The 11,146-nt window shown below is 71.8% G+C and carries 9 protein-coding genes; 4 read left to right on the top strand and 5 right to left on the bottom strand.

The annotated features are described in order from the left end of the window. Positions 1-110: 110 nt before the first annotated feature. Positions 111-1,331, top strand: a complete 1,221-nt coding sequence (locus AC07GB_RS28280) for an FAD-dependent monooxygenase (protein ID WP_478850249.1) — start codon at positions 111-113, stop codon at positions 1,329-1,331. A 54-nt stretch (positions 1,332-1,385) separates the two neighbouring features. Here the strand turns inward: AC07GB_RS28280 and AC07GB_RS28275 are convergent, their stop codons facing one another. Continuing rightward, positions 1,386-1,592, bottom strand: a complete 207-nt coding sequence (locus AC07GB_RS28275) for an antitoxin (RefSeq protein ID WP_478850247.1) — start codon at positions 1,590-1,592, stop codon at positions 1,386-1,388. A 118-nt stretch (positions 1,593-1,710) separates the two neighbouring features. On the opposite strand from AC07GB_RS28275, the gene AC07GB_RS28270 reads away from it, so the two are divergent. Next, a complete protein-coding gene (locus AC07GB_RS28270; RefSeq protein ID WP_478850245.1) occupies positions 1,711-2,457 on the top strand; it encodes a class I SAM-dependent DNA methyltransferase in 747 nt (248 codons plus the stop codon). Between the two features lie 55 nt (positions 2,458-2,512). Here the strand turns inward: AC07GB_RS28270 and AC07GB_RS28265 are convergent, their stop codons facing one another. Beyond that, positions 2,513-2,950, bottom strand: coding sequence for an SRPBCC family protein (locus AC07GB_RS28265; RefSeq protein ID WP_478850243.1), 438 nt, complete (start codon positions 2,948-2,950; stop codon positions 2,513-2,515). A 38-nt stretch (positions 2,951-2,988) separates the two neighbouring features. Beyond that, a complete protein-coding gene (locus tag AC07GB_RS28260; protein ID WP_478850241.1) occupies positions 2,989-3,918 on the bottom strand; it encodes a LysR family transcriptional regulator in 930 nt (309 codons plus the stop codon). A gap of 181 nt (positions 3,919-4,099) precedes the next feature. On the opposite strand from AC07GB_RS28260, the gene dnaE reads away from it, so the two are divergent. Further along, on the top strand, positions 4,100-7,699 hold the full coding sequence (gene dnaE / locus AC07GB_RS28255) for a DNA polymerase III subunit alpha (RefSeq protein WP_478850239.1): 3,600 nt from the start codon (positions 4,100-4,102) through the stop codon (positions 7,697-7,699). Between the two features lie 18 nt (positions 7,700-7,717). On the opposite strand, the gene sph is transcribed toward dnaE, so the two are convergent. Next, positions 7,718-8,695, bottom strand: a complete 978-nt coding sequence (gene sph / locus AC07GB_RS28250; RefSeq protein WP_478850237.1) for a sphingomyelin phosphodiesterase — start codon at positions 8,693-8,695, stop codon at positions 7,718-7,720. Between the two features lie 127 nt (positions 8,696-8,822). Then, positions 8,823-9,998, bottom strand: coding sequence for a glutamate--cysteine ligase 2 (locus AC07GB_RS28245; RefSeq protein ID WP_478850235.1), 1,176 nt, complete (start codon positions 9,996-9,998; stop codon positions 8,823-8,825). Between the two features lie 144 nt (positions 9,999-10,142). Between AC07GB_RS28245 and AC07GB_RS28240 the strand changes: the two genes are divergently transcribed. Continuing rightward, positions 10,143-11,108 (top strand): LLM class F420-dependent oxidoreductase, encoded by a 966-nt coding sequence (locus tag AC07GB_RS28240; protein WP_478850233.1) that lies wholly within the window; start codon positions 10,143-10,145, stop codon positions 11,106-11,108. Positions 11,109-11,146: the final 38 nt, after the last annotated feature.

The following is an 11,146-nucleotide window of genomic DNA, read 5'->3' as shown; positions in this document are numbered from 1 at the left end:
GGACTCGGCCGTGCTGCGGAACGCGGACGGGCCCCTCGCGGCGGGACGGGACCACACGCCTCTACTGCTACTCTCTGTTATCGACTGATCATCGTGAGCGACTTGCAGAGGTGTGCGTGAAGGTCACCTGCGTCGGAGGCGGGCCCGCCGGTCTCTATCTCTCCATCCTGCTGAAACGGCAGGACCCGGCCACCGAGATCACCGTCCACGAGCGCAACCCGGAGGGCTCCACCTACGGCTGGGGCGTCACCTACTGGCGCGGGCTCCTCGACAAGCTCCACGAGCACGACCCCGTATCCGCGCGCGCGGTCGAGGAGCACTCGGTGCGCTGGCGCGACGGCGTCGCCCACGTCGGGGACCGGACCGCGCGCCACCGCGGCGACGAGGGCTTCGGCATCGGCCGCCACCGGCTCCTCGAACTGCTCGCCGCACGGGCCCGGTCCCTCGGCGTCCGGCTGGAGTTCGGCCACGAGGTGACGGCCGACGCGCTGCCCCGCGACGCCGGCCTGGTCGTCGCCGCCGACGGTCTCCACAGCACGCTGCGCGGCCGGAACGCGGACCACCACGGCACCCACGTCACCGCCGGGCGCAACCAGTACATCTGGCTCGGCACCACCAAGGTCTTCGACGCCTTCACCTTCGCCTTCGTGGAGACCGACCACGGCTGGATCTGGGCCTACGCGTACGGCTACGGCGCGGAGGGCAGCACCTGCGTCGTCGAATGCGCCCCGGAGACCTGGGCCGGGCTCGGCCTCGACCGCGCCGACGAGGCCGAGGGCCTGACCCTCCTGGGCAAGCTCTTCGCCCGCCTCCTGGACGGGCACCCCCTGATCGGCCGCTCCTCCACCGACGGCCGCGCCCAGTGGCTGACCTTCCAGACCCTCACCAACCGGCGCTGGTACCACGACAACGTCGTACTCCTCGGCGACGCGGCCCACACCACGCACTACTCCATCGGCGCGGGCACCACCCTCGCCCTGGAGGACGCCATCGCCCTGGCCACCGCCCTGCGCGCCCACGCCACGCTCCCGCGGGCCCTCGCCGCCTACCAGCGGGAGCGGGCAGGCGCCCTGCTGTCCGTGCAGAGCGCGGCCCGCCTCAGCGCCCAGTGGTACGAGAACCTGCCGCGGTACATCCACCTGCCCCCGCACCGCATGTTCGCCCTGCTCGGCCAGCGCCACTCACCGTTGCTGCCGTACGTACCGCCCCAGCTCTACTACGGCCTCGACAAGGCCGCCGGGCAGGTCGAGGCGCTGCGCCGGTTCAAGCGGTGGCTGGGACCCAGGCTCGCCCGCACCGCGCACCAGCGGTCCTCGACGGGCCGCGACTAGCGGCGCGCGGCGGCACGGTCCGGGCCGGCTTCCGGCCCGGACCTCCGGCCCCGCTCAGGCCCGGGGCGGGTTGTCCTGGCCGCCGCCCTGCTCCCTGTCCGCGCCCAGCTGCTGCCTCAGCTTGTCCTGGGCGGTGTCGACCTGGCTGCTGTACTTGCCCTGCGTCTTGTCGTCGACGAAGTCTCCGGCCTTGTCGATGCCCTGGCCCGCCTTGTCCTCGTGGCCCTTCAGCATCTGCTTGAGCTTGTCCATCACAGACATGGGATGTCTCCTTGCCGTGTCGCCCCTGTCTCCAGGTTCACCGCGCGCCGACCGATCCGCATCCCGTGCGGCGGAAAACCCCGTGCGTCACCGGAGCCCCGGGCGCTACCGTCCCGGCATGCCCCATGAGGACGGATACTTCGCGGAAGACGTCGCCGCCACCTACGACGAGTCGTCGGCGGACATGTTCCGCCCGGAGGCGGTGGACCCGGTCGTCGACGTCCTCGCCGATCTGGCGGGCGAGGGACAGGCGCTGGAGTTCGGCATCGGCACGGGCCGCATCGCCCTGCCGCTGGCCCGGCGCGGCGTCCCGGTGCACGGCATCGAGCTGTCCCGCGCCATGGCGTCCCGGCTGCGGAACAAGCCGGGCGGCGACGCCGTCGGCGTGACCATCGGCGACTTCGCCACCACCCATGCCGAGGACGCGCGCTCCGCCTCCGTGGTCTACCTCGTCTTCAACACGATCAACAACCTCACCACGCAGGACGCCCAGGTGGCCTGCTTTCACAACGCCGCCGCCCATCTGCGCCCGGGCGGCCGCTTCGTGATCGAGGTCGGCGTGCCCGACCTGCGCCTCCTGCCGCCGGGCCAGACCGCCGTACCGTTCCACATCAGCCCCACCCAGTGGGCCTTCGACACCTACGACGTCGCCACGCAGGCGATGAGTTCGCACTACGTCACGATCGTCGACGGCCGTGCCGAGCACCGCTCCCTCCCCTTCCGGTACGTGTGGCCCGCCGAGCTGGACCTGATGGCGCGGCTCGCCGGGCTGCGGCTGCGCGACCGCTGGGAGGACTGGCACGGCAAGCCCTTCACCAGCGAAAGCACCAGGCACGTCTCGGTGTGGGAGAAGCCCGTCGACTGACCTGGCCGGGCCGGCTCGTCGTGCGGCCGGGCCCGTACGCCGGCTGGCCGGCCGGTCAGCGCCCGGCCAGCAGCGTGTCGACCGCCCGCCCGAACAGCCACGACGCCGACCGCGCCACCACGGGATCCAGCGCCCCGGGCAGCCATCGCACCCGCAGCTCCTCACGCCAGATCACCCGCGCACCCCCGCCGGACCCCTCGGGACCCACCTCGATCTCGGCCCACCCGGTGACGAACGAGCCGCGCTTGACCAGACGGCAGGTCCCGCGCCCGCCCCGCGGCGGCTGCCAGACCACGACCTCCATCAGGTCGTCGAACGCCAGCGGCCCCACGCCGGACCGCGCGGTCAGCCGGGTGCCCGCACCATCTGGTGCCCCGGTGACGGTGACCCTGGTCAGGGGCATGGCCTGGCCGTGCCGCTCCCAGTCCGTCAGCCGCCGCCACGCCTCGTCGGGACTCAGGGGCGTGGTGCGCTCGACGCGGAAGAGGGCCATATGCCGATCGTAGGCAGGCCGCCGGGCCGCCGGAGCCTTCAGCGGGCCCACTCCGGCTTCCAGATGGCGCTGTCCGGCGCCTTCGGCCGCACGGAGACGAGGTGGTCGCGCAGCGTCGCCAGGGCCGGGTGCGGGTTGTCGGCGCGCCAGAGCAGCGAGTGCGGGTAGACCGGGGTGGGGTCGCGCAGCGGGACGAGCCGCATGTCATGGCCGACGGGCCAGACGAGGGGAGTGCGCTCGCTGAGGAACGTCGCGAGGGACGCGGAGTCCACGATCGTGTCGAGGAGGGCCTCGACCCCGAAGTCGGGGCCGATGGCGTCGATGGACAGGCCGAAGGTTTCCGCGAGCGCGTCGTAGTACGCGGCCCACTCCGTGCCCGGCGCGTTGCCCGGCATCCAGATGCGGTGCCCGGCCAGCTCGGCGAGCGTGACCGAGGACGCGGAGGCGAACGGGTGGGCGGGCCCGGTGAACAGGAGCTGCGGCTCGTCGAACACGGGCAGCGCCCTGACGCCGTCCGGAAGCCGCCGGCCCGGCATGGTCACCGCCCGGAACGTGGCGTCGATGGTGCCGGAGGCGAGGGCCTCGACCGCCGCGTCCACGCCGTACAGCGTGACGACGTCCAGCTCCACCTCGGGGTGCGCGCGGTGGAAGTCGCGCACCAGGCCCGCCGTCGCGACCCGGCGGCCGACCACGTCCACGCGCAGGGCGCGCCGGCCGGGGCGCACGGACGCCGCCGCCCGCTCCTCGGCCAGGAGCAGCGCCCGGGCGTGCGGCAGGAACGCCTGCCCGTCGATGGTGAGCCGGGCCCCGCGCGGCGTGCGGGCGAAGAGGCGCACCCCCAGCTCCTCCTCCAGCGCGGCGACGCGCTTGGAGACGGCCTGCTGCGTGAGCGACAGATCCACGGCGGCCTTCTGGAACTGCCCGGCCTCGGCGGCGACGACGAAGGTGCGTACGGCGTTGAGATCCACAGCGCCCAGCCTAGTGACACAACGCGTGGTTGTGGCTCGCCGGTCGGACGGTTGTTTGATCCCGGGGCTTGGCGCTCGCTTGGATGACGCGGGTCAACGAAAGGTTGCCCAGACCGGTTGACCGGGGCCACGGCACCCGGGCCGGAGGGAATCTGCCCCGCGCTCCGGAGGTGACGCACCCGTGCCCGACTCCTTCGTCCACCTGCACAACCACACCGAGTACTCGATGCTGGACGGCGCCCAGAAGCTGAGGCCCATGTTCGACGAGGTGGCCCGGCAGCGGATGCCCGCCATCGCCATGAGTGACCACGGCAACATGTTCGGCGCCTATGAGTTCGCCCGCGTGGCCAAGGAGTTCGACACCGTCAAGCCGATCATCGGCATCGAGGCGTACATGGCACCGTCCTCGCGCTTCGCGCGCAAGCAGGAGTTCTGGGGGCCGGGCGGCCGCCGCGCCGTCGGCGACGGCGGCGAGGGCTCCAAGGACGTCTCCGGCGGCGGCCGCTTCACCCACATGACCATGTGGGCCCGGAACGTCCAGGGCCTGCGGAACCTCTTCCGGCTCAGCACCCGGGCCAGCTACGAGGGCCAGTTCCCCGCGGGCAAGCCGCGCATGGACCGGGAGCTGATCGCCGAGCGCCCGGACGGCATCATCGCCACCACCGGCTGCCCCTCCGGCGAGATCCAGACGCGCCTCAGGCTGGGCCAGTACGACGAGGCGAAGGCGGCCGCCGCGGCCTGGCAGGACCTCTTCGGGCGCGAGCACTACTTCCTGGAGCTGATGGACCACGGCCTGGACATCGAACGCGGCGTCCGCGAGGGGCTGCTGCGCCTGGCCGGCGAACTGGGGCTCCCTCTGCTCGCCACCAACGACGCGCACTACGTCACCGAGGACCAGGCCGACGCCCACGACAACCTGCTGTGCATCGGCGTCGGCAAGAACAAGGACGACCCGAGGCGCTTCCGCTTCAACGGCTCCGGCTACTACCTCAAGAGCGCCACCGCCATGCGCGCGCTCTTCTCGGAGCTGCCGGAGGCCTGCGACAACACCCTGCTGATCGCCGAGAGCGTCGAGCCCTACGACGACGTCTTCGACCACGTCGACGAGATGCCGCGCTTCCCGGACGTCCCCGCCGGCGAGACCCAGGAGTCATGGCTGCGCAAAGAGGTCATGAAAGGCCTGGTCCTGCGCTACGGCGACCCGGTCCCCGCGCCCGTCATGGACCGCTTCGAGACCGAGATGTCCGTCATCGGGCCCATGGGCTTCAGCTCGTACTTCCTCGTGGTCGCCGACATCTGCCGGTACGCCCGCGACAACAGGATCCCCATCGGACCCGGCCGCGGCTCGGCGACCGGCTCCCTCGTCGCCTACGCGACCCGCATCACCGAGCTGTGCCCCCTGGAACACGGCCTGCTGTTCGAGCGGTTCCTGAACCCCGAGCGCATCAACCCGCCGGACGTCGACCTCGACTTCGACGACCGCCGGCGCGACCGCATGGTCCGCTACGTCACCGAGAAGTACGGCGACGAGTACACCGCCTTCGTGAACACCTTCGGCACCATCAAGGCCAAGAACGCGATCAAGGACTCCTCACGCATCCTCGGCTACCCGTACGCCCACGGCGAGCGCATCACCAAGGCGCTCCCGCCGGACCAGAACGGCAAGTCCGCCCCGCTGGCCGCCGTCTTCGACCCCGCCCACCCGCGCTACGCCGAGGCCGGGGAGATCCGGCAGCTGTACGACACCGAGCCGGACGTCAAACGGGTCATCGACACCGCGCGCGGCGTGGAGGGCCTCACCCGCGGCACCGGCGTGCACGCCGCGGCCGTGATCCTGTCCAAGACGCGTCTGACCGACCGGATCCCGCTGCACATGCGGGCCGCCGACGGCGCGAAGATCACCGGCTTCGACTACCCGTCGTGCGAGGCGATGGGCCTGATCAAGATGGACTTCCTGGGGCTGCGGAACCTCGGCGTCATCGACCAGGCCATCGAGAACATCCGGGAGAACCGCGGCGTGCGCCTGGCCACCGTCGACCCGGGCGACGGCGACCCGGCCACCGTCGTGATCCCGCTCGACGACGCCAGGACGTACCGGCTGCTCGCCGACGGCAACACCTTCGGCGTCTTCCAGCTCGACGGCGGCGGCATGCGGGCCCTGCTCAAGCTGATGGAACCCACCCGCTTCGAGGACATCGCGGCCGCCAACGCCCTCTACCGCCCCGGCCCCATGGCCGCCAACGCCCACACCAACTACGCGCTGCGGCAGAACGGCAAGCAGGAGCCCGCCCCCATCCACCCCGAGCTGAAGGAGGCCCTCGAACCGATCCTCGGCTCCACCCACCACCTGCTGATCTTCCAGGAGCAGATCATGGCCATCGCCCGGCAGCTCGCCGGGTACACCCTGGGCGGCGCCGACATGCTGCGCCGCGCGATGGGCAAGAAGAAGCCGGAGGTCCTGGCCGCCGAGTGGGAGAAGTTCCACGGCGGCATGCGCGCGAACGGGTTCTCCGACGAGGCCGTCCAAGCCCTCTGGGACGTGATGCTGCCGTTCTCCGGCTACGCCTTCAACAAGTCCCACACCGCCGGATACGGCCTGGTGTCGTACTGGACCGCCTACCTCAAGGCGAACTACCCCGCCGAGTACATGGCCGCCCTGCTCACCTCGGTCGGCGACGACAAGGACAAGGCCGCGGTCTATCTGGCCGACGCCCGCAAGAACGGCGTCCGGGTCCTCCAGCCCGACGTGAACGAGTCCCTCGCGGAGTTCACCGCGGTCGGCGACGACGTGCGGTTCGGACTGCGCTCCGTGCGCAACGTCGGCGACAGCGTCATCGAAGCCGTCGTCGACGCCCGCCGCCGCAGGGGGAAGTTCACCTCCTTCTGCGACTTCCTCGACAAGGCCGAGCTGCCCGCACTGCCCAAGAGGGCCGTGGAATCCCTGATCAAGGCCGGTGCGTTCGACTCGCTCGGGCACTCCCGCAAGGGCCTGACCGCCGTCCACGAGGCCGCCATCGACGCGATCACCCCGGTGAAGAAGGCGGCCGCCTTCGGCCAGGACGTCCTGTTCGCGCACCTCACGGGCGGGCGGGAGACCCCCGCGCCGCCCTTCGGCCTGGACTTCCCCCTCGACCCGTCCGAGTGGCCGCGCAGGCAACTCCTCGCGACCGAACGCGAGATGCTCGGCCTCTACGTCTCCGCCCATCCGCTCGACGGCGCCGAGCACATCCTCACGGGCGCGCGGGACCGCACCATCGCCGAACTCCTCGCCTCCGGCCGCACCGGCGACGATGTAAGGCTCTCCGGTCTGATCACCGGCATCCAGCGCAAGGTGACCAAACAGGGCAACGCCTGGGCGATCGTCCAGCTCGCCGACCGCGACGCGAGCGTGGAGGTCCTCTTCTTCCCCGCCGCCTACCGACTGGTCCAGGACGCCCTGGCCGCGGACGCCGTCATCTCCGTCAAGGGCAAGGCCGAGGACCGCGACGGCACCCTGAACGTCTTCGGCCGGGAACTCACCGTGCTCGACGTGTCCTCCGCCGAGCACGGCGGCAGGCCCACCGTCCTGCTCGCCCTGCCGGCCCACCGCGTCACCGAGGCAGCCGTGGCCGACCTCAAGCGGATCCTCGCCGCCCACCCCGGAGAGAGCCCCGTCCACCTCACCGTCCGCGGCCCGCGCAAGACCACCGTCTACGCCCTGGAGGCGAGGGTGGACGCCGCCGCCCTCGCCTCCGACGTCAAGGGCACCTTCGGGGCCGACGCGTGGGCGGGCACCGGGTGACCCCTCGGGGCGGATCCGCTAGCCGCCCACCACCGGGTAGTGGTCGGAGAGGTCGGTGTAGGTGTACTGCTTGCCCCAGCTCGACACCGTCCAGGGGGCGCTTTGCTCCTTGACCACGTCGTTCTTCCACCCCGACGGGCGGGCGTGCCCCTGGCGGTGCAGGACGTGATCGAGGTCCTCGCGGGGGTCGCTCGGGTAGCGCTCGGCGGCGATCGAATTGTCCCGCGTGTCGAAGGAGTACGGGTGTCCCGTCCGCTCGTCCGCGGGCACGAGGCCCGCGTCGGTGAGCATCGAGGCGTACTCCGGGCTGTGCGAGTCCACGTTGAAGTCGCCCGCGACCAGGACCTGCTCGTTCGCCGGGATGCGCTTGGCGTCCAGGAACGCGTCCAGCTCCTTGAACTGCTTGGCGCGCGTCGTGGCCGCCTCGCCCGCCGAGCAGCCGGGGTCGGTGGACTGGGCGTGGGTGCCGACCACGTGCACCTTCGCGCCGTCCACGTCCAGGACGGCGTACGCGAAGCCCTTGTTGGAGTGGTAGTCCGCGCCGCAGGCGTCCTTGTAGACGTACTGCTCCTTGCGCACGATCGGCCACTTGCTGAGGACCGTCACGCCGCCGTCCTCCGGAGTCAGCGCGGAGTACGCGCCCCCGGTGGCGTCCCAGCCGGACTTGCCCCGGCCCACCACGGGCGTCTGGTGCGGGTAGAGCGCCGAGGCGTTCTTCTGGAGGGCGTCGGACGAGGAATTGTCGAACGCCTCCTGCAACACGACGACGTCGTTGCCCCGGAAGAAGCCGGCGGCGGGTATCTCCTTGGCGCGGTGGTCCTGCCCCCAGTTCGGGTACAGCGTCTTGCTGAACAGGAAGGCGTTGTACGTGAGCACCTTCAGACGGGGCGTGTCGGCGGCCGACGCGCTCGGGGCCGTCGCGACCAGCGTCGCCGTCGCGGCGAGGGCCACGGCGACGGCGCCGCCCAGGCAGGTGCGCGGGGTGGAGTGGGGCACGGAAGTCTCTCCCTGTGGGGGTGGGGACGGGGCCGGCGGGACGTGCCGGCGTGGTCATCCAAAGCGCCGCGGGTTACGACGGGTTGACGTGCGGGTGAGCGTGGAGAGGATCATGAGCCGCCGCCGGTCACAGGGAGGGCGCCTGAGTGCGGCGCACGCACTCCGTGATCACGTCGCCCAGACTGCCCGTACGCTCCAAGAGGTCCCGCTGGACGCGGGCCCCCGTCCCGTGCTCCAGGAGCCGCGCCGTCTGCTCGCGGACCAGGGCGAGGTCCCCGCTGTCGTCGAGCGCGTCGCTCACATGCTCGACCAGGGTCCGCACCACCTCCGCGCCGGGAACCGGCCGCATCGACAGCGGATGGAGGAGGGCCTCGTCCAGGCCGGAGCGCGCGGCCCGCCACGCGGCGAGCCGCAGCAGGCTGACGCCGTGCCCCAGCGGCGGCGTGCCCGCGCGCCACTCCCGCGCGGCCGTCTCGACGAGGGCGCGGGCGAGCGCGGCGACGAGGACGGTGGTGCCCGCGTCGAGGCAGACGTCCGCCACCCGGATCTCCACGGTGGGATAGCGGTGGGAGAGCCGGGCGTCGAAGTAGACCATGCCCCGGTCGCGCAGCACCCCGGTGGTCACCATGTCGCTGACCTGCTGCTCGTACCGCTCGGCCGTGCCGAAGATCTCGGTGGGGCCCGCCATGGGCCAGCGCCCCCACACCCTGCTGCGGTAGCTGGCGTACAGAGTGTCCTGCCCCTGCCAGAACGGTGAATTGGAGCTGAGCGCGACGAGGACCGCCAGCCACGGCCTGATCCTGTCCACGACGGCCACGCCCTCCTCGTCCGACTCCACCGAGACGTGGACGTGGCAGCCGCAGGTCAGCTGCTCCTGGGTGGTGAGGCCGAACTGCTCCTCCATCCACTGGTAGCGGCCGCCCACGTTGACCGAGGGGCTCGCGGGCAGGGGAGAGGTGGCGAGCGCGGCCACCGCGGCGCCCACGTCCCCGGCGTGCCGGGCCGCGTCCGCCCGCCACCGGACGATCTCGGCGGACAGGCTGTCCATGTCCGACTGCGGCCGCGTGGCGAACTCGATCTGGTGGCCGTGCAGCTCCTTCTCGAAGGCCTCGTCCTCGGTGTACTCACCTTCGTAGTCCGGGCCCCCGCCGCCGTCCCCGTCAGCGCCGCCCCGCTCGGCGGAGCCGGGGCTCCCGGCGGTGTCCCTCGCGGCCCGGGCCAGGACGGCCGTCGACAAGGCGCGCGGCTCCCCACTCGCACGGTCGAACAGGAGAAGCTCTTCCTCCACACCCACGGTACGCAACAGACGCCACCTCTCCGGCCCGCCTACTTCGGACTGAGGGGGCCACTCGGTACCCAGTACCCCGACTCCGGGGGCGCAGCCGTGCGCCGTCCTCCGTCCGTACTCGTAGGTTTCAGCCGGGCCAGTAAGGCAAAAGCGTAGATTATGGTGAAAATCGGCTACACGATGATGACCGAGCAAGCGGGACCGCGCTCCCTCGTGGAGCACCTGGTCGCCGCGGAGGGCGCCGGGTTCGACTTCTCGGTGACCTCCGACCACTACTTCCCGTGGCTGGAGGAGCAGGGACACTCACCGTACGCGTGGAGCGTACTCGGCGCCGCCGCGCAGGCGACCTCGACGATTCCGCTCATGACGTACGTGACCTGTCCGACGGTGCGGTACCACCCCGCCGTGGTGGCCCAGAAGGCCGCCACGATGCAGCTGCTCTCGGAGGGCCGCTTCCGGCTCGGCCTCGGCAGCGGCGAGAACCTCAACGAGCACGTGGTCGGCGCCGGCTGGCCCGCGCCGAAGGTCCGCCTCGAGATGCTCGAAGAGGCCGTCGAGATCATCCGGGCGCTGTTCACGGGGGACACCGTCCACCACCAGGGCACCCACTTCGACGTGGCGAACGCCCGGCTGTGGGACGTGCCGGACGAGCTGCCGCCCATCGGTGTGGCCGTCTCCGGCGAGGTCTCGTGCGCCCTGGCGGGCCGCCACGCCGACCTGGTCATCGCCACCGAACCGAAGACCGAGCTGCTCGACTCCTTCGACCGCCACGGCGGCCGCGGCAAGCCCCGCATCGGTCAGCTGCCCGTCTGCTACGACACCGACAAGGACGCGGCGATCGCCCGCGCCCACGAGCAGTTCCGCTGGAGCGTGGGCGGCTGGCCGGTCAACGCCGAGCTGCCCGGCCCGTCCGGCTTCGCCGGAGCCACCCAGTTCGTCACGCCGCAGGACATCGCGCAACAGATCCCGTGCGGCTCCGACGTCGACGCGTTCGTCGACGCGGTCCGCCCCTTCGCGGACGCGGGCTTCACCGAGATCGCTCTCGTCCAGGTGGGCGGCGACCACCAGCTGCCGTTCATCGACTGGGCCGAGAAGGAGCTGCTGCCCGCGCTGCGCGACCTGTGATGCCGCGCGAGCCGTCCGCCACCCCCTGGGAGAACACC

The sequence above is a fragment of the Streptomyces sp. NPDC045778 genome, from assembly GCF_056431945.1.
This window is presented reverse-complemented; position numbering and strand designations above follow the sequence as displayed.

Bases quoted from the DNA above. Each gene is read 5' to 3' on its own strand.
- AC07GB_RS28275 (WP_478850247.1), bottom strand. From the start codon at position 1,592: ATGTCTGTGATGGACAAGCTCAAGCAGATGCTGAAGGGCCACGAGGAC.
- AC07GB_RS28270 (WP_478850245.1), top strand. From the start codon at position 1,711: ATGCCCCATGAGGACGGATACTTCGCGGAAGACGTCGCCGCCACCTAC.
- AC07GB_RS28265 (WP_478850243.1), bottom strand. From the start codon at position 2,950: ATGGCCCTCTTCCGCGTCGAGCGCACCACGCCCCTGAGTCCCGACGAG.
- AC07GB_RS28240 (WP_478850233.1), top strand. From the start codon at position 10,143: ATGGTGAAAATCGGCTACACGATGATGACCGAGCAAGCGGGACCGCGC.